The organism is Bacillus sp. S10(2024), from assembly GCF_050473865.1.
GTDB lineage: Bacteria > Bacillota > Bacilli > Bacillales > Bacillaceae_G > Bacillus_A.
The window spans coordinates 1,085,732-1,107,730 of sequence record NZ_JBFLUR010000002.1; the positions used below are offsets into that span (position 1 = coordinate 1,085,732).

Sequence of the window (21,999 nt, forward strand, 5' to 3'; positions counted from 1 at the left end):
GAACGGGAGTATGGAAGTAATTCAATTATTAGAGGAACAATACCGAAAAGCAATTCGACTATCTGAATATGCTTTTCAATACAAGGTACCAGAAGATCAAATTGAAAAACGTCTTCAGCTTTTGAAAAAGTATCATCAAATATTGGGGATATTAGAAGAAAAAGAGCTTGCCGCAAAATTACACCTTATCCCGTTTGAAATATTTTTAGGTGAAGAAAAGTTCAAAATGGGTGGAATTGCAGGCGTGGCTACATACCCAGAATTTAGACGAAACGGTCATGTGAAAAAACTATTAAAATATGTTTTAGAGACGATGAGACAAGACGGTTATAGCGTTTCGATGCTACACCCATTTTCTGTTTCTTTTTACAGGAAGTATGGGTGGGAACTGTTTGCGAATCGCCTTGTATGTTCATTAACAAAAGCAGATTTAATTAGGAAAGAACATGTATCAGGAAGCATTAAACGATGTAAGAAGGACTCTCATTTGAAAGAAATTGAAATCGTATATGAGCAATTTGCGAAAAAATATTCTGGTATGTTAGTTCGAGATCGAGATATTTGGTTGAATTTTGTCTATAGTGATCTAAATGCCGCTGTTTATTATAATCAAGTGGATGAGCCAATGGGTTATATTTTGTATAAAGTAGAAAGCTCTAAGATGAAAGTAGAAGAATTTGTACCATTAAACAGCGAAGCTAGAATGGGTTTATGGAATTTCATTTGTCAGCATGATTCAATGGTTCAGGAAATTGAGATGATTGTGCATGAAAAAGAGCCATTACTATTCTCACTACAAGAGCCGCGCATTAAAGCGGAAATAAAACCTTACTTTATGGTTAGAATTGTTGATGTTGAACGTTTTATTAAAAAATATCCATTTGCTTGGGAACATCATGAAGAAGAGGTTATTTTACATATTTCAGATTCATTTGCACATTGGAATAATCAAACGGTAGTTTTACGAAATAAAGAAGCAGTAATCATAAGTGAAGAAGAAGCTGTAGCATTAAAAGCAAAGGGAGTACATGTAAACATTAATACTCTGTCGACTGTGCTTTTCGGTTACAAAAGTCCATGGGAATTATATCAAATTGGTAACATTTCAGGAGTGGAAAAAGACATAAAACAATTTGAAAACTTGATTCCTTCTCAGCAACCATTTATTTATGATTTCTTTTAATCATTTATAGAGAAAGAATATAAAAAAGCGCTATGTGAAAGTAGCGCTTTTTATGTTCATTAAAAATTAAAAGTTCCATCAATATTTTCTATACATTGTAGGGATGTGATAAAAATGATAACTGACGTGTGGATGTGTTACCGGAAAGTGAATATGTGGATATTGCCACATGAATGGCGTTGTAATTCCTACAACGGGACTTGGTGTATGAAAAGCGACAATGTGAACGGAAGGAGTTGCTACATGAATGCCAGCAACAACTCTTGTTGGAAAGAGATTCATAATAAGTTCACTCCAATAGGCCGTGTATACAATAGTATATTCTTTTGTTTGTTTGAAATGTTTGCCCTTTTTTCGCTATATAAAATTCCCTCCAGTTAAACAGCCCATTTTTTCTTTTAGCTCTTTTTTCTTTTCGGTAAGTCAGGAGCCTGCTTCATTGTGTCAACAACATGCATGACCGCGAAATATGGATGTTTTAAAATCATTTTCGGTCCGCTCTTCTTCATAACATCTTTAACAAAATCTTTCATATCTGGTTTATAACAATGAATTTTGCAATTTTGACATGCTGGCTTCTTCTCTTGAAATGGACATTTTGATAAACGAAAATAAGCATACTCTTTTAACTTCTGACATTCTTCACATATAGTATCTTGTTTATGTTCGTTTTTACAATACATATCAATCATAATGCTAATTGTTTTCTCTTCACGTTCAATTCGATTCATGGCTAGTGCCTCCCGTTCCAAAGTTTTTCTGCTTTGATTATAAGACTTTTTTAGAGAGTTTACATGAATTTTCATTGACAGTTTTTCTAATATTTATTTCCTACGAATTATTAATGGAGAATGTCCCTACCAATGATAATCAGCAGTAAAAGCGAACGCATTAAGACTTAAATAAATATCCTTCTTTTTCTTACGAGCTTCGGATGTTTAAATCACTGGAGCGATAAGCTTCCACTCGATTCTTCCACGCTATGGATTGATCTATTTTAGCCATAAAAAATCTTCTTTCCGTCCTGTACGTAAGGAGATTATGATATGGAACTGATTCTATCGGTAGGTGGGGACAGTTTGACGCTTACTTTAGATGTGCGTATTCAAACACTTCGTTCTCGTTTAGGTAACCTTGCATTTCAGTTGAATTGTCTTTTGTTTTATTTCAAACAAAAAATACGAATTTACAGTGTTAAAAATCTTAATGTATGCTCTCGCTTCCTCTACTTAATTTTATTGAAAAGGATATATTTTCCTGAATATCAAAATACATTTATAGAAAAATGCTGAGAGGGGTGTATGTGATGGGTTTCCCGCCTCAACAACAAAGTAGACCTGGCATTGAATCATTAATGATCCCTAGACCTATATTTGATAACCAAAATTACAAACCAGCCTGTAAGCTTATAAATAAGGTAGCGCTTATAACTGGTGGGGATAGTGGAATTGGAAGAGCTGTCGCTGTAGCCTTCGCGAAAGAGGGGGCAGACATTGCAATCTCATACCTCAATGAACACAGCGATGCAAAAGAAACAGAATTCTACGTCAAAAGGTATGGCCGTAGTTGTATTAGCATTCCAGGTGATATTGGGTATGAGCAGCATTGTCAACAAGTTGTAATGCGAACGATTCAGCGATTTGGTCGTATTGATATTTTGGTGAATAATGCTGGTGTACTATACATAAGGAACAGTCTACTTGATGTAGATTCGAATCAACAAGCAAGCACCTTTCGTACAAATGTCTTTTCGCAGTTTATTCTTACGCAAGCTGCTTTGCCATACATGAATTCAGGGAGCTCCATAATAAATACAACATCCCTTAGTGCCTATCATGGAGATCAAGATGCAATTGACTACGCAGCATCTAAAGGAGCCATTGTTTCATTTACACGTTCTTTGTCATTGTCACTGGCATCGCAAGGGATTCGAGTTAATGGTGTGGCCCCAGGAGCAATTTGGACTCCATTAATTCCATCTTCTTTACCTCCAGAATGGCTTACTACATTTGGAGACCATGTTCCTATGAAGCGAGCAGGTCAACCGTTTGAAGTGGCACCTGCTTATGTATTCTTGGCCTCCGATGATGCATCTTACATATCTGGACAAATTTTGCACGTGAATGGTGGAGCAATTGTAAACAGCTAAATACTTACACAACTAAAGAGTCATTTATAAAATGACTCTTTAGTTGTGTAAAGATCCGTTAATTGTTTACTTGTAATAGTTTTCTTTATATCAATAATTTTTGCTATTTAATTTTTTGTGGAAAAAATACGAAAAAAAGCTTTGAAAAGCTTTTTATACGAAAATAGAGGAGCATATTTATAAATAGATTCATATTTCAAAACTTCAAAATTGGAAGTTTTGCGCTGAAACTTTAAAACGTTGGAAGCATCTCGATTGTTATGGTGGTTCATGTATTAACATCTCCTTTCATCACTTTTTAATTATTACTGATATTTTATGGGAAAGAATGTATAATTTACATACAATTAATAAGTTGTTTCAGAGAGATTACTTTCTTTTTATTGTTAAATTAGTGGGTTGTGGTTATGAAAATAAAGGGGAGTTGTATATGGATCAAATTGATTCAAAAATATTAGAATTACTACAAAATAACGGTCGTATGTCAATGGTGGACTTAGGAAAAGAAGTAAATATGACTCAACCAGCTGTTAAGGAAAGAGTCCGGAAGTTAGAAGACAAAGGGGTTATCGAGAATTATCGAGCTGTTGTCTCACAAAAAAAGTTAGGAAAGGATACAACTGCGTTTATTCTTTTTCAAGCAAATAACTGTAATCAATTTGTTGAGTTTTGTAGACAGTCACCGCATGTCATTGATTTATATAGAATAAGCGGACAATATAACTACTTGCTAAAAGTAGCGACAAGTTCATCAGAATTACTAGAGACCTTCAGTGATTCTTGTAATAAGTATGGTCGTCCGACAATTTTGATGGTATTGTCTACGCGTTTTGAACAAAAAGTTATGCTTCCTGAGCTTCTTTCAGAATAGGAATATATATTTGTTGGAAGAGAATCGTATTGAGACGACGTGTAATGTATATGATAGTGAAGTAAAATTTATGAGAGAAAGGCGAGGAAATTGCTTTAGGAAGCTATTTGATTTCCTTGCAGAAAATAAATCCATCGTTACTATTTATTCAAATTCTACTATAGAATAGCAAGAGTCTAAAATAAGTGAGTCGTAAACTGTAAATCTTAAGGGAATTGACGAGGAAACGCTGAAAACAGCAGTAGTCAAGGAGAAAGACGCAGACATGAGCATACGCAGTAATGGGAGAATTGATGCATAGCGTAAACTGTTAAATAGTGAAATAATTAGAGTTAACTCATAAAAAAAGACCTAATAATATAGGTCAGAAGAATAGGGTAACCACATATTAACATTTTTGTCAGTGAAGGTCTATACGTATCGTATTGAGAAAAATAAAAACGACTTGTGCCGAAAATATGGGGATAAACAAACGACTACGACTGCGTGAAGGGCTACAGGATAGAAATCTACATAGAAAAGTTGATCCTACATTGCTTATATTTTTAGTTTTAACAATTCGGATTGTTCTGTTTTCTTTCATGCCCAAGCGTCAATCTCGATTTTAAAGATAGGTGCAGCTTATGCGACTACATAAATCATTTTCGTACAAGGAAGGTGACCACTAAGAAAGTCACTTATTACTTCCTTTCTTTTATCAGAATCAATTTCTTCAACCAAATAAAAAACTAGCTTCGTCAAATCTTGGATACTCATGTTAGCAGATTCAAGATTTTTTCAGATATTGTCTATTGCTAGTTGCATTTGTTCTACTGGATCTTCAAGTACAGTTCCATCTACTCTCATACCTAATTGTCCAGATAATGTTAACCATCTATTGGGACCACTTACTTCAATTTGGTGTACAAAAGGAGCTACTGGTAAATGAATTTCTTTTGGATTTCTAAATATTTTCATATAAACAATCTCTTATTGTAATATTTTAATCACTTTTTCTTGTTGCTTTATCATGTTTAATAGCATTTATTTGATCAAACTTTATTTAAAAGTTAAAACAAAGGTATTATTTGATGGAGGTGTAATATGAAAAAAGCTTATGTAATGTTGGATGTTTGGAATGTCAGTACATTATAGCAGCAAGAAAAAAACTAAACAAAATCATTATCTTGTAGAAAAGGGGAATGTGAGATGTTGAATTTGCAAGGAAAATACAATGAAGCAAAAGTATTTACTAATCATGTTGAAGAGAGTGCTATGGGGCAAATTATTGACCTTTGTAACCAGGAGTTCGTCAAAGACAGTAAGATTCGTATTATGCCAGATACACATGCCGGAGCTGGGTGTACGATTGGAACAACAATGACAATTCAAGATAAAATCGTACCAAATCTCGTAGGCGTAGATATAGGCTGTGGTATGGAAGTCGTTGTAATTAATAAGAAAAAAGAAGAGATTAACTTTGATCAATTAGATGACACAATTCGTAAATACGTTCCAAGCGGTTTTAGTATCCGAGATAAAGAACATAGGTTTTCAAAAATGATTCATTTTGACGAAGTGAGAGCACCATTTACGTTACAACGTTCTCAAAAGAGTATTGGTACCCTTGGAGGAGGAAATCATTTTATTGAACTTAATGAGGACGAAAAGGGGAATGTATACATTGTTATTCATAGCGGTTCCCGTAACTTAGGAAAACAAGTAGCAGAGTACTATCAAAACTTCGCATATGAGCAACTGATGAGTGTTCAATCTGTTAAAGACGAAATCATTGAGCGATTAACAAAAGAGGGTAGACAAAAGGAAATACATGAAGCCTTACGAAAAGTGAAAAAACCTAATGTTCGCAAAGAACTAGCTTATTTAGAAGGTCAAGGATTCAGAGATTACATGAATGATATGAAGATTGCTCAAAAATATGCTGAATTAAATCGTAAAGCGATGAGTGATGAAATCGTCACTAGAATGGATTGGAAAGTAACTGATCAATTTACTACAATCCATAACTACATAGACATGGAAAATATGATTCTACGAAAAGGAGCCATTTCCGCTCAAAAAGATGAACGAGTAATCATTCCAATCAATATGAGAGATGGTTCAATTATCGCATTCGGTAAAGGGAATCCTGATTGGAACTTCTCTGGACCACATGGAGCGGGGCGTATTATGAGTCGAAAGAAAGCGAAAGAGGTACTTAACTTAGAAGACTTTCAGAATACAATGACTGATGTTTGGACGACTTCAGTTGCCGAAAGTACTTTAGACGAAGCACCGATGGTATATAAACCAATGGATGAAATTGTAGCAAATACTAAAGACACAATTGATATCAAACGTATTATAAAACCGATTTATAATTTTAAAGCTAATTAATTTAGAGATGTAGTATATAAACTACGGAGGTGTCTCCGTTCACTTCTATACTCAACACTTGGTATCTTTTCACTACTATAATGTCCTTTTAACAGTTTTCCTCCTAATTGAATTAACTTTACTGTCTGTTCACTGATATAAAAAGGATTAACTTCATAGCTACCTGGATTTGTGTCCAAAATATTGACTCAAGTCCAGTTATATTTAGTTAATTATATTATGGTGGAATATTCCTCTAACTATATTTTTAAGAGGTAATTAGTTTGGGAGTTTTCTATCATGTTTCGAATGATGAATTAGTAGAAGGAGCAATATTAGAATCTAGATATGGTCAACAAATAATTGATCCAAATACTTTCACATATAAGAACTTATTAAGGATGGTAATTGTATGTTTTTTTTCAAAAATATCAAAAAGTTAAAGAAGGAGCATTATGTACTAAAGGAAATGTACCATGAAACAAAGGATAGAGAGCATTCTTTAATGAAGGAATTAGAACGCTTGGCAGAAATTGAAGCAGATGGCAAATTTATTGAATCTATGCTGAAACAAGGTTATATAATTGATGGTATTGAGATTAATAAGACTAATATGAAATATTATGTGTGTGTTACTATGGATAGTGGGAGCATCACTATATCATTAAGAAATAAGAATCTGAGCCATTCATATCCAAGGTTATATGCGAACTTTGTTAAAGATCTTTATAACCCTTATATCATAACCTGTTACATTGTTGATGTGTTTGCAGTAGAAGAGAATATTGGAAATGGTTCTATTTTAATGAAGTATATAATTAAATGGGCTAAAAAAATGAAAGCATGTGAATTAAACGGAATGCTTTCAAATGTTGATATAGAAAAGTTTGATAAATTAGAGAAGTTTTATGAAAATAACGGTTTTACTGTTAAGTTTAATGAGGCAAGAACAAGTGGTGGAATAGAATTAAAGCTTTAGATGTGTATGTGAGTGTCAAGTAACAATAAATCCGACTTATATTAGATTGAGTCGGATTTTCTTTAGTTTATAACATGATGAAACTAGAACTTTGATTACCTTCTTCTATACATTCAATAAATATTTCTCCCCATGAATCTAGTAAAACTGTTGTTGAGTTGAACTTTCCTTTAAAATATTTTTTATCTTCTTGATAATTCAATAGTTGAAAGGATTCATAGTCATCAAACGAACTTCTCAATTCCCAAATTTTCATTTTTACTCTCCTTTGCTATTTTTCTAGTATAAATAAGATTACTCTTTTTTCGGTTTATTTAATCTTAATTCACCATTCAATAATTTTAGGGGAAGTAAAAATATAGACATCCAACTCTGAATTTCGAATTCTTTTGTTCCTTTGGAAATAATCATATCTCTATTCTGCCTGATAACGTCTCCTGCTATATTTTGTATATCAGATATTGACAAATCTTTGTTTAAAAATGATTGTTCTTTTTTTACTGAACCATCCCAATGATCTGGATGATGTCTGTCTAAAACATGTTTCATGCCTTTTTTATCAAACATTATTTCGTTTCCATCAACATGCCATTTTTTTGATTACTAGTCTCGAAGAAATGCTCGAAATGATACCGGATGAGATATTGCAGAAACGTTACCGAAACATCGTATATAACGCGCCTTGGTTGCTAAAACGGTATTCATGAGTTTCGTGGTATGACGAAAGATGAGCAAGTAGCTTTTTTAAGTTTGAAAGAGGGAGTATTAGATGATATGATATCGAATTTAGAGGGAGCGCTAGTATAAACGTAATAATAAAACCGCCCTTGAGGACGGCTTCTTTTTGTGTTATTTCCTTAAAGTTCTACGCTTTCTTAGTTTTTCTTTAATATATTTTACATTATTTATGCCTAGACGAATTGAAGCGATGATAAGGTAAATCATTATAATGGAGTAGACAACAATCCAAATCGTATAAATGTATGTATCTTGGTACCCATTTTCAGCAAGCCAGTTAGTAACTAGCATTCCGCCGAAGTAAGACGGAATTGTTAGCAAGCTTACGTCTCTAGGATCGGTTGCAAGATAAATCATAAGAAATAGAAAAGCAAGGGCGCCTATTGTATTTACATTATCAAAAATCATCATCGAAAATCACCTGCTTTACGATTAATAACATAGCAACAATTCATTATTTTCATTCAATGAGCGTTAACTTCTTACATCTTCCGCAAATAAGTTGTTCCGCAGTTTTTCATAACTCCATAGTATTACTCCTTATGCTAAGTATATCAAACGTTAAGGGAAATTTATCCAAATATTAGTTGGAATCACGGTTTTGTAAGTAAATTTCATACTCTGCTAACCATACCAGCATCAAGCTCTTTAATTCAATTGTTTCAATCTCGCAAGTATTCTCTTCTTCTTCATAATAACGATGAACAATTTTAGTATAATCTGTTCGTATTTTCAGATCGCAGCTATTTCCACCTATTTCAATATGGTTAACTTCGCCATTTAATACTCTATTAAGATATTGTAGACCATGCTCACTATGGATATCATCTTCTAACAAATCTGAAACTAAAGAAATTTCTTTTGGAAGTTCAATTCTTAAGATATTTAAAGGACATATATAAATTTTATATTCATATTTCATAAACTAACTTCACCTCTTATATCAATCAATAAATTGGATATACTGAAATTATTCTTCTGTTTGAGTCAATAAATAACCTAATCTTCATACTGTTAGAAGTTGTACCACTCCATCTACTTTAATCTTTGCTTCATATACTCCGTATTGTTTGTAGTTGTGAGGTAAATGTAAAAAGACCTCCTATTATGGGGGGGGCGCTTTTTACTAAGTATTTTTTAATGCGTGTTTTACCGTTTTAACTGTTTGTTCGAGCCATTCCAATGGTGTTATTTCTAATCCTTCAAAATATATTCTATCTGCAGAATACTGTATGTACTCATTTTTTTATCGCAATAATTACTTTGAATAAATTCAGTTAGAAAAATAATAGCATCTTCTAAATACTCTTTCGGTGCCTCTTCTAGTAATTCTTGGAGTGCTTCTTCATAGAAAGTATCTTGGTGAAAATTACTCCCTAAAAATTGAAATACCTCTTCATCTTCGAGATTGTTTTTAAGTAACATAATTCCCCTCCGTCCCCAGTTGAAATTATAAGCCGAGAGGATAAATATATAAATACCTAAATGGAGAGCGCAGTATTTTTGTTGTGTTTCTTACGTTATAATTTTTTCCTATGTATTTGTATAATGGCTGTCTAAATCGTAATGTAATATATACAGTAAATGGGTTATCTTACATGGGGCATCTGTCCTTTTTGTTAATTTTAAATGTAAATAATTTGAGTGTTATCTAAGGAAATGGAAGGAAAGTATTGAAATGGTTAGGGGACGAGAGTTACCGTTTGGATAATGATAATAGTTATTTCGATAGAGTTTTAATATGTTCGAAAATATAAAGGGAATAAGCTATTAATCTAAAAATAGATACGTAGTTTTTGTCGTAAATAATCCGCTAATAATTCAGTAAACTTAAGTGTTTAACATATCTATTGTCTTTCCTATATTTACTACGGTATAATGTGGATACAGTTTAAAATACGCGAATCGTAATCTGTCTTTTTTATTTAACGCGTGAGAAAACGCTGAAAGCAGCGGTATTACTAGGAGGAACTAAATGATTACAGTAAGTAACGTAAGTTTACGTTTTGCAGATCGTAAACTTTTTGATGATGTTAACATAAAATTTACACCAGGTAACTGTTACGGTTTAATCGGAGCAAACGGTGCTGGTAAATCTACATTTTTAAAAATTTTATCTGGTGAAATTGATCCATCAACAGGAGATATTCATATTACACCAGGTGAGCGATTAGCTGTTTTAAAACAGAACCACTTTGAATATGAAGAATTCCCAGTTTTAGAAACAGTTATTATGGGGCACACGCGTCTTTATGCAGTAATGCAAGAGAAGAATGCGATTTACATGAAGGAAGATTTCAGCGATGAAGACGGTATGCGCGCAGCTGAGCTAGAAGGTGAATTTGCTGAGCTAAACGGTTGGGAAGCAGAGTCAGAAGCGGCAATTCTTTTAAAAGGACTAGGCATAGGTGAAGACCTTCATGCGAAAAAAATGTCTGAGTTAACAGGGGCAGAGAAAGTAAAAGTATTACTTGCTCAAGCGCTATTTGGTCAACCAGATATTTTATTACTGGATGAGCCTACGAACCATTTAGACTTAAAAGCAATTCAATGGTTAGAAAACTTCTTGATGAACTTCGAAAACACAGTTATCGTTGTATCCCATGACCGTCACTTCTTAAACAGAGTATGTACGCACATGGCGGATCTTGACTTTGGTAAAATTCAACTTTATGTTGGTAACTATGATTTCTGGTATGAATCTAGTCAATTAGCATTAAAATTAACACAAGATGCAAATAAGAAAAAAGAAGAGAAAGTAAAAGAGTTACAAAACTTTATTGCGCGTTTCAGCTCGAACGCTTCAAAAGCGAAGCAAGCAACTTCACGTAAGAAATTATTAGATAAAATTACATTAGACGATATTAAACCGTCTTCTCGTCGTTATCCGTTCGTTGGCTTTACACCAGAGCGTGAAGTAGGGAATGATTTATTATCAGTGGAAGGTCTTTCTAAAACAATCGATGGTGAGAAAGTATTAGATAACGTGTACTTCACTGTTAATAAAGGTGATAAAATTGCATTCGTTGGACGTAATGAAATTGCAATTACGACTTTATTTAAAATTTTAGCAGGTGAAATGGAACCGGATAGCGGTTCATTTAAATGGGGCGTTACAACATCCCAAGCGTACTTCCCAAGAGATAACTCTGAGTACTTCGATAATAGCGAGATGAACTTAATTGAATGGTTACGCCAATTCTCACCGCAAGATGAGTCTGAAAGCTTCTTACGCGGATTTTTAGGTCGTATGCTATTCTCCGGTGAAGAAGTAAAGAAAAATGTTTCTGTTCTTTCTGGAGGAGAAAAAGTACGTTGTATGCTTTCTAAAATGATGTTAAGTGGTGCAAACGTATTAACATTCGACGACCCAACAAACCATTTAGACCTTGAGTCTATTACAGCATTAAACAACGGTTTAATGGCATTTAAAGGAACGATTTTATTTACATCTCATGACCATCAGTTTGTTGAAACAATCGCAAATCGTATTATTGAAGTAACACCGAACGGTTTAGTTGATAAACAATCGACATATGATGAGTATTTAGAGAACGAAGAGCTTCAGAAGCAAGTAGAAGCTATGTATAAAGAAGCAAAATAAATAGTAACATCCCCTACAATAAGGGGATGTTTTTTTGTTTCATTTTTAAAATTTCTCCTTTTAATTTGTCACAAGTATATGGATCAAATCGTTTTAAGGCTAAAGGGGGAATTAAGATGAAACATATTGTTATTTTAGGCGGAGGATTTGCTGGAATTAATTTGTTAAATGGATTAAAGAAAGAGTTGGGTCATTTAATAGGAAGAGAAGTCAAGATTACGTTAGTGGATAAAAATTCGTTTCATTTTCGGAAGGTTTTATTGTTTAAGTCAGTTGTTGAAGATGCGGATTTGAAAGTTCCATTGAAAAGGTATTGTACAGATGGAGTGGAATTTGTTAAAGGAGAAGCGATAGCTTGTAATCACTTTGAAAAAGAAATAGAAATAAAATTGGAAGATGAAGGAATAAGAACAGTGCAATATGACTATCTTGTATTAGCTCTAGGGAGTGTCATTCAAGAAATTCCTAGTACGTTAGGCGGGACAACATTAAGTAGTGTGAAGACTGCCGTAGACGTAAGACAAAAATTGCTTTCTTTAATTCAATTAGCAAAAACAGAAGAGAACAAAGATGCTAGACGGGAACTATTGCGCATCGCTATTGTTGGCGGTGGGATTACTGGCATTGAGACATCTGCAGAAATATGTGTTTGGTTTAAAAAAGAAGTCCAAAAAGTAGGGCTTAATCCAGATGAGGTAGAAGTTATTTTGTTTGATTCAAAAGAACATTTATTACGCGGGGTTCCGGTAAAAGTAAGTGAACGATTAACATATGAACTTAAAAAGATCGGAATAAAATGCATCCCTAAAACAAGAGTGAAGAAATTTGAAAATGGTCAGTTGCTTTGTACAAATGGAACAATATATGCAGCAGGAGAGTGTGTTTGGACACCAGGTGTGAAAGTGAATCCTATCATTCAAACATTTCAGCTTCCGTTGTCGAATGAGAACCAAATATTAGTTACTGATACGTACAGTATAAAAGGATATTCACATATATATGCAATCGGAGACTGTGCAAGGGTTGTTGACCAAAAAACGAATCAAGTAGATGGAATGACGTGTAAAGAAGCGATTCCACAGGCGACGAGATTAGGTAAAATTTTAAAGAATGAGATATATGGAATTTCTAACTCTGTTACTCACAAAGCGTACCCTGTAAAATTATATTGTATTAGTCTTGGACCTAATAACGGCTTTGTTTGGGTTCAAAAATGGGGAATGGACTTTATTTTATCAGGGAAAATTGGTGCTCGTATTCGCGAAAAAACATGGGATCAAGCTAGTTTACTTGTCTAACCGAAATAGAAAGCGAGGATTTTTTCTATGGAAAACGCTGAACTAAGTCAACTATATATCAAATATAAACCTCTTCTTTTGTCACTTGCTTATAAAATGACAGGTAGTGCTGCTGATGCAGAAGATATTATTCAAGATGTGTTTATAAAGTTGAATGAATATGAAATGAAGCACAGCTCAAATATAAAAGCATTTCTGTGTAAATTGGTTACGAACCGCTGCAACTAAGCCATTTTATGGTGCAGTGCGTGTACAACAACTTCTTATTGCTTTGGCAACTAAATTTCTTACGAATCAAGAAGAATACTCAATAATGCAAACAGAGGTGAATGGCTGTCCTGGAGTTGTAATCAGAAATCGCACTGGAATACAGGCTGTAATGAGTTTTGAATTTGAAGGGGTTAAAATTAAATCTATTTATACTATTTTAAATCCCGAAAAGTTAAAACATTTCCATATTAATATAGATCTAGCGGATTAAAAATGCGTTAGAAAAGGGCTGATTCTTATAAGAATCAGCCCTTTTATTCATGTTAAATTCGTTTATCATGCCAAAAGTTTACTTCGAAATGTTCGTTTTCATTATAACTTTCAAACTCATAGCCTTTTTCTTTTAGCCCTTTAATAATAGCAGATACAGCAGAAACAGATTGTAGGTGAATATCGTGTAAAAGAATGACTTCTCTGTTTGTTTTTGCACCTGCAATTACATTTTCTGTGATTTTAGCAGAAGCAGCATCGACTGGCATTTTATTATATCTCCAATCTACAGAGTCGATAGTCCAGTCCCATACTCGCAAACCATTTTCAGCAACTTGATTTCGCAATGCCTCAGTAAGGCCTGAGGAACCGTATGGTGGACGTGTTAATTTTGGAGCTTGTCCAATGATATTAGAAATTAATTTTTGGTCCTCTTTCATTTCGTTCACATAACCGCCTTGCTTGTAAAGCTTCGCGTAATCATGTGTCATACTATGCATGCCGACATAGTGACCTTCAGCCAATTCGCGTTTTACTAAATCTGGATATGCCTTAACATTAGATCCAATAAGGAAAAAAGTAGCTTTCACATCATTTTGTTTTAATATATCCAATAATTGAGCGGTGTACTTTCCTGGTCCATCGTCAAAAGTAAGATAAGCTACTTTTCTAACTTGACCGTTGTATTGTTGAGGTGCTTCTTTTGGAGCTAGTGCAGTTTGTATTTCACTAACTAGTTGAACAGGTTGTGAAGAATCTTCTGTACTAGCTTTTACAATGTGATTTGATCCGATTGATGCTCCGTATATGCATGAAATTCCTACACACATAATAAGAGTTCTTTTAAATAAAGTTACGAGAGATGATTTGTTACGCATAAATGTCCTTCTTTCTATTTCTAATAATCCCATTCTCTCTCATTCTATTATATTAAGAATTTTATGTATAGTACTGTAAAAAAATATATTTACAAGTAAAGAAGGGATTTGTGAAAAGGATGCAAGATTTTTTGGATTTTGTTTATTAATTGTGTAATGAATTCATACATATTAAAGACATATGCTTTTGGGATGGAGTGGAATTATGAAGGTCTTTCATTTTAAGGATAAGAAATTCTCTTTTTTTCAACAATTTATACAAAGGAAAAACTTTAATACATGTGAAATTTTTATGGGAGCTATTTTTCAAAAACAAAAATATAAAGAAGGAAACGGGCAAAGTGATGAAGGAGAAAGAAATAGAGAAAAATACTTTCGTCCGTCATGCTTCCCCGTTCTAAATAATCGTTTCAACTATCAGTTTTTTGATCCCTTCATTGATAAAAAATACAGTCAAATCATTCTTCCTCCGTCGCTTATGAATTCACCAGAAAATACAATCATTCATTATTTCAGTGTTTTACGAGAAGCTGAAAATCTAACCAAAAATAAAAAAGGAGGGTGCGGGACTGTTGGACTGTCAAAAATACCGTATCCAATTGCTTATAATTTTTTTACAAGTCAATATCAAGAAAAGGTTTCCTATAAAAGCTATTTCCGTTCGTTCGAAGGAATTGGACATATCAATTTTATAAAACTAGCACCGTTACATCGAGATAAAAAACATCCGAAGGCAAGTCATTATTTCTTTGAAATTGAAACAATTGAAGGTTCGGCTAAAGGGATTACTTATTTCGCTTATTATTACGGTTATATTTATATTGAAAAGGAAGGCAATTTTTACAAAATTGATGATATTGAACTATACGGTGAGGATTTCTTATGTGCAGCTTATCCCTTTTGGCAACATAGCGCAGAGGTGGTCGTTGATACGAAGTTCGGAAATTGGTGTAAACTTGTGAAAGAAAGACTTCCAACAAAGCAAGAAGGTTATACGAAACAGATTGATGTGAGTGGAATTTATGGGAACAAATATCGCTTTATATTTTTTCAACTAACAAATGATACAGATATTTTGGCCGCACAATATAAAAAGAATAGTCAAGGACAATGGGAGTTTATTGATATCGATTCTGAAAAATGTTTGTAGTTTAATATAAGGTGAAAAGCCAACAATGAATATAGGTCATGTTTTATTTTGCACCGCAGTATATGTCGAATAATATAATAAAGAAAAATTTATTAGAAATTTATTTTTATCTCGTATCCTTTCAATATAGCTTGAAAGGAGAATTCTATGAGAAAATTGTTTAAAGTATTAAAAAATATATTTGTTGGGTTCATTGCGGTTATTTTACTTGTATCAGTATCTGCATGTATATATCATAACTACCAATTAAGTAAGGAAGCAGCATTAATTAAAAATAAGGGAACGTTAGTTAATATTAATAACAAAAAAATGAATGTATATAATGAAGGTAGTGGTGATGATACATATGTATTTATGTCTGGTTCTGGGATTGCTTCTCCTGTTTATGAAATGAAAGGAGTATATAGTAAGTTTTCAAAAGAAAATAAGATTGCTGTAGTAGAAAGAGCGGGTTATGGGAACAGTAATGTTTTTAACGATGGAAGGGATATTGGTAAAATATTAGATCAAACGAGAGAAGTGCTTATTAAAAGTGGAAATAAACCACCTTATATTTTAGTTCCGCATTCAATATCGGGAATAGAGGCTATTTATTGGGCACAAAAATATCCTGAGGAAATTAAGGGGATTATTGCGTTAGATATTGGTTTACCTCAGCAGTATGTGAAATATAAAAGCGAAGTGGATAAGTCAACATTAAAAATAAGAGGAATAAATCTCTTAACAAAAATGGGTATTCATCGGCTTCTACCTTCTACTACTTATAATCCTGAAGTGATTCGACAATCTTTTTTAACTAAACAAGAAAAAGAAATTTATAAAGCAATATCGTATAAACAGTTTTTTAATGATGATATGAAACAAGAGCTCTTACATTCTTACGAAAATAGTAAAAAATCCATTAACCTTCCGATACCAAAAGAAACACCTATATTATTTTTAGATGCAATTGCTGATCAATATAAGAACTCGAAATATACAATACAACATTATAAAGATTATAAAGAATTTGCAGAACAACTTGAAATAGCGGATGTTATAAAATTGAGGGGGACGCACAGCATTTATTTATATCAGGCTGATGAAATATATAAGTTTTCTAAAGAATTTATCAACAAAAAAGTGAAATGAAGGTTTGCATAATGAAGGGATATCATATTTTAATAGTTGAAGATGATTTGATGATAGGTGATTTATTGCAAAAAATTTTGCACCGCGAAGGGTACAATGTATGTTGGAAGAAAGAAGGGGGAAATATTAATGAAATTATCCATGAGATAGATTTAGTCATAATGGATATTATGTTGCCTGGTGAAGATGGCTATCAAATTACAAAGAAAATAAAAAATCTTGGATTAAATATTCCAGTTATTTTTCTATCCGCTCGAAGTGATATAGATAGCAAACTCCAAGGGTTGACAATCGGGGAAGATTATATGATAAAGCCTTTTGATCCTCGAGAGTTGTTATTAAGGATACAGAAAATGCTAGATAATCAATATGGTACTTTTACACAAATCAAACATGTATATATTGATGCAGAACATAAAAAGGTTTTCAAAAATAGCTTGCATAATGAAGTTGTATTTACCGCGATTGAACGTAAAATATTCTTTTATTTATATGAAAATAAGGATAGGATTTTAACGAAAGAACATTTTTTTGATTACTTATGGCAACTTGAAGACCGGAATCCAAATATCGTGAATGTACATATAAAAAAAATTAGAACAAAAATTAATGATACAAACGGGGAAATTATTCAAAATATATATGGAGAAGGGTATCGATTAAATACCTATATGAAGAAATGAAATTAAAGAAGAAATACCAGATGTTATTATTTACCGCTATTAGTAGCGTACCATTGTTATTGCTATTGATTAGTGTCCTAATGTCAGTAATCTATGATGGTGTATTTAAAGCGAAGAACAAACACATTCCTTTTCATGAATCATTTGCATATCCTACAATGCTAGTTATCTTTTTTGTATCACTATTATTGTTAGCCGTTTTATTCTCGAAATCCATTAATTCGCTATTAAATAAAATAAATATATTAAATACAACGATTCGGCATTTAGCTAGCGATAAAAAGCTCCCGAATAAATTAGATGTGAAAAGTGATGATGAAGTAGGGGAATTAATTAGATCAGTAAATTTATTAATTGAAAGAACTACATATCGAGAATTAGAGCTTAAACAGCAAGAGGAAATGAAAAAGGAACTTTTAAATAAACTAAGACATGATATTAATACGCCTTTAACAGCAATGAGATTACAATTATTTTATTTAGAAGATCAATATCCTGGCCAAACACAAGTACTAGAATCGTTATATCAACAAATACAGTATATTGCTGAATTAACCAATGAATTTAAATTACAATCCACAGAGACGTTAGAGAATTCTTATATTGTAAATGATGATGTGAATATACATGATTTACTAGAAATAATGGTTAAAAAGTGGAGTTATCTGTATAGCATGCACGACATCGAATTAGTATATAATTCAGGTAATAAAGATTTAATATGGACCAGTAACGATTTATGGCTTCAAAGGTTGTTTGATAACATTTTTCAGAATACGTTACAACATTCAAAAGCGAAAAAACTTGTGGTAACGATTGAAAATAGTGTTGTCTCGATTGGAGATAATGGAATTGGTTTTGATATGAATGGTGAAAGTACGGGACTTGGATTGAAAATAGTTGAGGATATATGCAGACTGCTCAATATCAAATATACTGTACAGTCAAATAAAGAGGGAACTATATTTTATTTTACTACCATTGAAAAAATATATAAACCGAACTTTTCATAAAATACAAAATTAAAAAGAATCGATATGGATCACTTTTTGATCAACATCGATTCTTTTTAATTTGTGTGAAATATGCGGGTCTGATTTTTTCAATAAAACTATATAAAGATTATTTATAAATTTCACATACCGTATTGTATTTTAATATAGGAAAAACAAAAATAATGTCGAATATATCATGAGTGGTAATAAGTAGTAAAGAATATATAAAATAATAAACGAATAGGAGACATACATATGGAACCAGTAGAGGCAGCTAAACAAATTCTTGCAATTCAATTTTCAAATTGTGACGCGGCTCTTTTAGGAGGAAGTATTGCTAGGGGAGAAGGAACGAAAACTTCTGATTTGGACATTATCATTTTTGATAGTACGCTTTCTTCAGCATATCGTGAATCTTTCAGAGCTAACGGATGGCCTGTTGAAGTGTTTGTACATAACTTTACGTCTTATAAAGACTTTTTTGCGAGCGATTGTAAACGTGGCCGTCCCTCATTACCACAGCTCGTTGTAGAAGGAATTGTGTTAAAAGATATAAAAGACATCATACCGGCTATAAAGAAAGAAGCGCAGCAACTATTAGAAAAAGGACCTGAACCTTGGACAAAAGAAATGATACAACAAAAGCGTTATTTCATTACAGATGTATTAGACGACTTTATTGGCGCAGCAAAACGAGAAGATGAATTGTTTATCGCAAATCATCTTGCGGATCTTGTTCATGAGTTTGTATTACGAATGAATAATTGTTGGACAGGACAATCAAAGTGGTTTATGAAAACTTTAAAAAAATTTGATGAACAGGTTGCTGCAGAGTTTGTAACTGTGTTTGAAAAGTTTTATAAAACAGGAGAGAAGGAGCAAGTTATTACATTTGTGAATGGTATTTTAGATATGTACGGAGGCCGACTTTTTGAGGGGTTTTGTATTGGGAAGGTTGAGAAGTAATGAGGCTTAATAAACTTTTAATAAAGGATGTACAACAATTCATTCCTTCTACTGTAGAAATAGGATTGTATTTATATGACACGAAAACAAAGGAAACGCTATGTATAAATGAAAATAAAAATTTCCCTTTAGCAAGTTTGGCAAAATGGATTGTTGGGAGCATTGCTTTTCAGAAAAGTAAGCATATAGCACCTATAACAATTAAAGAAGTTATTAGTAAACATTCGAGAAAAGCATACGATTCTATTTTAGAAAGAATTGATATAAGAAAGATTAATAGTGAATTACAGCATATGGAACTCGATATACTCGTTAATAAGGATAATATGAGTATAACTAAAAATTGTGGAACACCCGTTAGTATATTTCAATTCATGAAATTCTTATATCAGTACGAAAAAGATAATATGCTTGTTTTCGAATCTTTAAAAGAACAAGAAGATCCAGATGGTTTTCGATTCTCTAATGATGAACATGAATGGCTACATATGACTGGTGGGCTTGAAACAGTTTGTAATGATGCAGGTTATTTATATTTAGAAGATCGAGTGCTATTTTGTGTTGGTTTTGTCCAAGCAATCGATGAAAATACAGAATGGTATCAATTAGAGCAAGTGCTGAAAAATATAGGAGAACTAATTGTACAAACATATAAAAAGGGGGAATGATTATATGTTTAATTTACCGAAAATTCAATTAAGAGAACTGTCACTAAATGATATAGAAGATCGCTATCAATGGTCTTTAGATAAAGAAGTAACGAAGCATTTAGTTGTTCCAGATCAATATCCACCATTTACACGGGAAGATACGAGAGGATGGATTGAAATGTGTATCAATCGAACAAATGGTTATGAACAAAGAGCAATTTGTTCCGAAGATGGTGTACATATTGGTTGGATAGATTTGAAAAATTTCGATAGAACAAATAAAAATGCAGAGCTCGGAATTGCCATTGGTGATAAACGATATTGGGGAAAAGGATACGGAATGGTTGCTCTATACGAAATGCTGGAAATTGGCTTTGAAGAGTTCGATTTAGAAAAAATTTGGCTTCGAGTAGATGCAGATAATACGAAGGCGATGAAAAGTTATGAAAGAGCTGGATTTGTATGTGAAGGATTAATGAGAAAAGATCGACTGAGACAAGGAGAGTTTATCGATCGTTATCGTTTTAGTATGTTAAGAGAAGAGTTTTTTGAAATTTTGCGGAGTGATAAAAATGCATTTTATCAAAAATAATAAAATATCTGATGAAGTAATAAATAGATGGCAGGATATATTTGTTCCTAGTGAAGACTATTTTTTCTTTGAAAAGAAGCCAGCATTTTTCAAGGTAGATGAGAGGAATGCAGTTCATATTCATTTAGATAGTGGAACAAGTTATGCGTAATTTAGAGCAAGATGGTCGCCTTATTATACATAAAAAAAGAAAGAAGCGTATTGAAAATATATAGATTTGATGAAGAAGTTGGAAAGAAAATAGGTGCTTTTTAGGAAAAAGGAGAAAAGTATGAGACAAGTACAGCTACTGGTTTGAGGGAGATTGTAACAGAAGAGAAGGTCTATCAGTAAATATGCCAATACTACAAAAGTAGCATATATATTATCCCTCTTTAAGTGGATTTTTTTACTTAGTATATCTTATACACTAGAAGTAAATAAACATTGTGAGGGATGCTATATGATTACACATTTTGCAGATATAGAATTACAAACATTATCTATTGAAGGCGTAAAACAAGTATATGCTGATATTCTGCAATTTTCGATTGCAAAGCAAACAGAAACGTACATTCAATTTCAAGTTACTCCTTTTACAACCATTAGCTTCAAAGAAATATTAGAACCAATTGCACCGACTCATTTTGCTTTTCAAGTACCGTACTCTTTGTTTGATGAAATCGCATTGTGGCTCACACAATCGGGTGTCCAAATTTTAAAAGATAAACAAGGAGAAAAAGTTACACATCATTCTAAGGTAAGTAAAGCCGTATATTTTAAAGACAGTGATGGAAATATTCTTGAGATTATTTCACACGAATATGTACAAGAAGACGTTTTACAAAGAAATGGTCCTTTGCAAGTTATGTATGTTCGAGAAGTCGGATTTCCAGTTCCGTCTGTTCCTATGTTTCGAAAATGGCTAAAACATACATTACAAATGAAGACGATGCATGATCAAGATATATTCAATTTTGTAATTGGAGGAACTGCACATGCTGTTGTTGTGAAAGAAGGAAGGCCGTGGATTCCAATTGATATGAGAGCATTAATGCCAACAATGAATATTACTTTTGGAACACCAGATTTAGAGTTTATACAAAATGTAAACAGTAAAGACCATACATTATATTTTAAGAAGCATTCTTATACTATTACGTTGAAACATGTACCAGAGTTTTTACACGCTATTTCGAAACAATTGCATTTACCATTATCTTTGTAAACTAAGGGGGAATTTAAAATGAAGGAAGCTGCTTTATACGTAGAGAAAAATAAGAATTGCTATATTTCAACTAATAAAGATTTGTTACAA

General features: G+C 32.7%; 24 protein-coding genes and 3 pseudogenes. 18 read left to right on the top strand and 9 right to left on the bottom strand.

Going from position 1 to position 21,999, the window contains the following annotated elements; all coding sequences use genetic code 11:
• Positions 1-10 precede the first annotated feature (10 nt).
• Complete coding sequence (locus AB1280_RS05630; protein ID WP_429755162.1) at positions 11-1,183, top strand: GNAT family N-acetyltransferase; 1,173 nt, start codon at positions 11-13, stop codon at positions 1,181-1,183.
• Positions 1,184-1,261: 78 nt separating this feature from the next.
• Here AB1280_RS05630 and AB1280_RS05635 read toward each other — a convergent pair whose 3' ends face one another.
• Entirely contained in the window at positions 1,262-1,465 is a 204-nt protein-coding gene (locus tag AB1280_RS05635) for a hypothetical protein (protein WP_272187637.1), read from the bottom strand.
• Positions 1,466-1,581: 116 nt separating this feature from the next.
• Positions 1,582-1,989, bottom strand: coding sequence for a nitrous oxide-stimulated promoter family protein (locus AB1280_RS05640; RefSeq protein ID WP_429755163.1), 408 nt, complete (start codon positions 1,987-1,989; stop codon positions 1,582-1,584).
• 500 nt (positions 1,990-2,489) lie between these two features.
• Here AB1280_RS05640 and AB1280_RS05645 point away from each other — a divergent pair, with 500 nt between their 5' ends.
• Both AB1280_RS05645 and AB1280_RS05650 read left to right on the top strand, forming a co-directional pair.
• Positions 2,490-3,332, top strand: coding sequence for an SDR family oxidoreductase (locus AB1280_RS05645; protein ID WP_429755164.1), 843 nt, complete (start codon positions 2,490-2,492; stop codon positions 3,330-3,332).
• Between the two features lie 430 nt (positions 3,333-3,762).
• On the top strand, positions 3,763-4,203 hold the full coding sequence (locus AB1280_RS05650; RefSeq protein ID WP_272187640.1) for an Lrp/AsnC family transcriptional regulator: 441 nt from the start codon (positions 3,763-3,765) through the stop codon (positions 4,201-4,203).
• 621 nt (positions 4,204-4,824) lie between these two features.
• On the opposite strand, the pseudogene AB1280_RS05655 reads toward AB1280_RS05650, so the two are convergent.
• A pseudogene (locus AB1280_RS05655) lies at positions 4,825-5,160 on the bottom strand (RidA family protein).
• 231 nt (positions 5,161-5,391) lie between these two features.
• Between AB1280_RS05655 and AB1280_RS05660 the strand changes: the two are divergent.
• Together AB1280_RS05660 and AB1280_RS05665 are read left to right on the top strand one after the other, a co-directional pair.
• The gene (locus AB1280_RS05660) at positions 5,392-6,579 is read left to right on the top strand and encodes an RtcB family protein (protein ID WP_429755165.1); all 1,188 of its coding nucleotides are present in this window, start codon (positions 5,392-5,394) and stop codon (positions 6,577-6,579) included.
• 391 nt (positions 6,580-6,970) lie between these two features.
• Positions 6,971-7,537: a hypothetical protein gene (locus tag AB1280_RS05665; RefSeq protein ID WP_429755166.1), complete on the top strand. Its 567-nt coding sequence runs from the start codon at positions 6,971-6,973 to the stop codon at positions 7,535-7,537.
• Between the two features lie 88 nt (positions 7,538-7,625).
• Here the strand turns inward: AB1280_RS05665 and AB1280_RS05670 are convergent.
• The 5 genes and pseudogenes from AB1280_RS05670 to AB1280_RS05690 all read right to left on the bottom strand — a co-directional run.
• A pseudogene (locus tag AB1280_RS05670) lies at positions 7,626-7,793 on the bottom strand (imm11 family protein); the annotation flags it as partial.
• A 38-nt stretch (positions 7,794-7,831) separates the two neighbouring features.
• On the bottom strand, positions 7,832-8,104 hold the full coding sequence (locus AB1280_RS05675) for a hypothetical protein (RefSeq protein WP_429755167.1): 273 nt from the start codon (positions 8,102-8,104) through the stop codon (positions 7,832-7,834).
• Positions 8,105-8,386: 282 nt separating this feature from the next.
• The gene (locus tag AB1280_RS05680; RefSeq protein ID WP_429757286.1) at positions 8,387-8,683 is read right to left on the bottom strand and encodes a hypothetical protein; all 297 of its coding nucleotides are present in this window, start codon (positions 8,681-8,683) and stop codon (positions 8,387-8,389) included.
• A 175-nt stretch (positions 8,684-8,858) separates the two neighbouring features.
• On the bottom strand, positions 8,859-9,197 hold the full coding sequence (locus AB1280_RS05685; RefSeq protein ID WP_272187645.1) for a hypothetical protein: 339 nt from the start codon (positions 9,195-9,197) through the stop codon (positions 8,859-8,861).
• Between the two features lie 204 nt (positions 9,198-9,401).
• A pseudogene (locus tag AB1280_RS05690) lies at positions 9,402-9,700 on the bottom strand (hypothetical protein).
• A 550-nt stretch (positions 9,701-10,250) separates the two neighbouring features.
• On the opposite strand from AB1280_RS05690, the gene AB1280_RS05695 reads away from it, so the two are divergent.
• The 4 genes from AB1280_RS05695 to AB1280_RS05710 all read left to right on the top strand — a co-directional run bounded on the left by AB1280_RS05695 (position 10,251) and on the right by AB1280_RS05710 (position 13,658).
• Positions 10,251-11,879, top strand: a complete 1,629-nt coding sequence (locus AB1280_RS05695; protein WP_272187647.1) for an ABC-F family ATP-binding cassette domain-containing protein — start codon at positions 10,251-10,253, stop codon at positions 11,877-11,879.
• Positions 11,880-11,995: 116 nt separating this feature from the next.
• Complete coding sequence (locus AB1280_RS05700) at positions 11,996-13,177, top strand: NAD(P)/FAD-dependent oxidoreductase (protein WP_272187648.1); 1,182 nt, start codon at positions 11,996-11,998, stop codon at positions 13,175-13,177.
• Between the two features lie 27 nt (positions 13,178-13,204).
• Positions 13,205-13,405 carry a sigma factor gene (locus AB1280_RS05705; RefSeq protein ID WP_429755168.1) on the top strand — a complete coding sequence of 67 codons (201 nt, stop codon included), beginning with the start codon at positions 13,205-13,207 and terminating at the stop codon, positions 13,403-13,405.
• Between the two features lie 85 nt (positions 13,406-13,490).
• Complete coding sequence (locus tag AB1280_RS05710; protein ID WP_429755169.1) at positions 13,491-13,658, top strand: hypothetical protein; 168 nt, start codon at positions 13,491-13,493, stop codon at positions 13,656-13,658.
• Positions 13,659-13,710: 52 nt separating this feature from the next.
• Here the strand turns inward: AB1280_RS05710 and AB1280_RS05715 are convergent, their stop codons facing one another.
• Positions 13,711-14,535 (bottom strand): peptidoglycan-N-acetylglucosamine deacetylase, encoded by an 825-nt coding sequence (locus AB1280_RS05715; protein ID WP_429755170.1) that lies wholly within the window; start codon positions 14,533-14,535, stop codon positions 13,711-13,713.
• A 292-nt stretch (positions 14,536-14,827) separates the two neighbouring features.
• On the opposite strand from AB1280_RS05715, the gene AB1280_RS05720 reads away from it, so the two are divergent.
• From AB1280_RS05720 to AB1280_RS05760, 9 genes are all read left to right on the top strand, one after another.
• Positions 14,828-15,685, top strand: a complete 858-nt coding sequence (locus AB1280_RS05720) for a hypothetical protein (protein WP_429755171.1) — start codon at positions 14,828-14,830, stop codon at positions 15,683-15,685.
• A 147-nt stretch (positions 15,686-15,832) separates the two neighbouring features.
• Complete coding sequence (locus AB1280_RS05725; protein WP_429755172.1) at positions 15,833-16,816, top strand: alpha/beta fold hydrolase; 984 nt, start codon at positions 15,833-15,835, stop codon at positions 16,814-16,816.
• An 11-nt stretch (positions 16,817-16,827) separates the two neighbouring features.
• Positions 16,828-17,499, top strand: coding sequence for a response regulator transcription factor (locus AB1280_RS05730; RefSeq protein WP_429755173.1), 672 nt, complete (start codon positions 16,828-16,830; stop codon positions 17,497-17,499).
• Positions 17,496-18,512: a HAMP domain-containing sensor histidine kinase gene (locus tag AB1280_RS05735; protein WP_429755174.1), complete on the top strand. Its 1,017-nt coding sequence runs from the start codon at positions 17,496-17,498 to the stop codon at positions 18,510-18,512. The genes AB1280_RS05730 and AB1280_RS05735 overlap by 4 nt, the downstream gene beginning before the upstream one ends.
• 237 nt (positions 18,513-18,749) lie before the next feature.
• Positions 18,750-19,460: a nucleotidyltransferase domain-containing protein gene (locus tag AB1280_RS05740; protein ID WP_272187656.1), complete on the top strand. Its 711-nt coding sequence runs from the start codon at positions 18,750-18,752 to the stop codon at positions 19,458-19,460.
• Entirely contained in the window at positions 19,460-20,128 is a 669-nt protein-coding gene (locus AB1280_RS05745; RefSeq protein ID WP_429755175.1) for a serine hydrolase, read from the top strand. Before AB1280_RS05740 ends, AB1280_RS05745 begins: the two co-directional genes overlap by 1 nt.
• Before the next feature lie 4 nt (positions 20,129-20,132).
• Positions 20,133-20,702, top strand: coding sequence for a GNAT family N-acetyltransferase (locus tag AB1280_RS05750; RefSeq protein WP_429755176.1), 570 nt, complete (start codon positions 20,133-20,135; stop codon positions 20,700-20,702).
• Positions 20,683-20,853, top strand: a complete 171-nt coding sequence (locus tag AB1280_RS05755; RefSeq protein WP_272187659.1) for a hypothetical protein — start codon at positions 20,683-20,685, stop codon at positions 20,851-20,853. Before AB1280_RS05750 ends, AB1280_RS05755 begins: the two co-directional genes overlap by 20 nt.
• A gap of 291 nt (positions 20,854-21,144) precedes the next feature.
• Positions 21,145-21,909, top strand: coding sequence for a VOC family protein (locus AB1280_RS05760; RefSeq protein ID WP_429755177.1), 765 nt, complete (start codon positions 21,145-21,147; stop codon positions 21,907-21,909).
• Positions 21,910-21,999 lie beyond the last annotated feature (90 nt).